Below are 501 nucleotides of genomic sequence, written 5' to 3'. Positions count from 1 at the left end.
CAAGCTTTCAAACCCAACTGCTCTTTTATCTTCATACGCATTGAGTCAGAGGCACTACGCTCACCATGGGTAACGAACACTTGCTTGGGGGAGATCTTTGACGCACGCAACCAGTCAATAATTTCTTGATAGTCGCCGTGGGCAGACAGGCTACCACTATGATAAACCTCCGCTTTCACAGGGTAGTACTGGCCGTGTATTTTGACTTCAGCAGCACCACTGACCAGGGTATCACCTCGCGTTCCAGGTGCCTGAAATCCGATAAAAACGATACTGTGCTGATGATGCGGTAAGAGATTTTTTAAGTGGTGTAAAACTCTGCCACCACTTGCCATACCGCTGGCAGAGATGATTACTGAAGGATAAGAACTGCCATTAAGTGCGATAGACTCTTCAGCGGTGCGTACAAAATGAGTTCCATGGTCTATTTCAGCACACTGGCTGGCACTAAGCTTGTGCTCTTTATTGTGCCGACAATAGATCTCGGTCGCCGTAATCGCC

1 protein-coding gene is annotated in these 501 nt (G+C 47.9%); it reads right to left on the bottom strand.

What is annotated here, in order from left to right:
* The coding region (locus A3756_RS03630) for an MBL fold metallo-hydrolase RNA specificity domain-containing protein (protein ID WP_304438852.1) at window positions 1-501 on the bottom strand (501 nt) is incomplete at both ends.

The sequence above is a fragment of the Oleiphilus sp. HI0086 genome (assembly GCF_001635225.1).
Note: the sequence above shows the minus strand (reverse complement) of the source record. Positions and strands in the feature narration are given on the sequence as shown.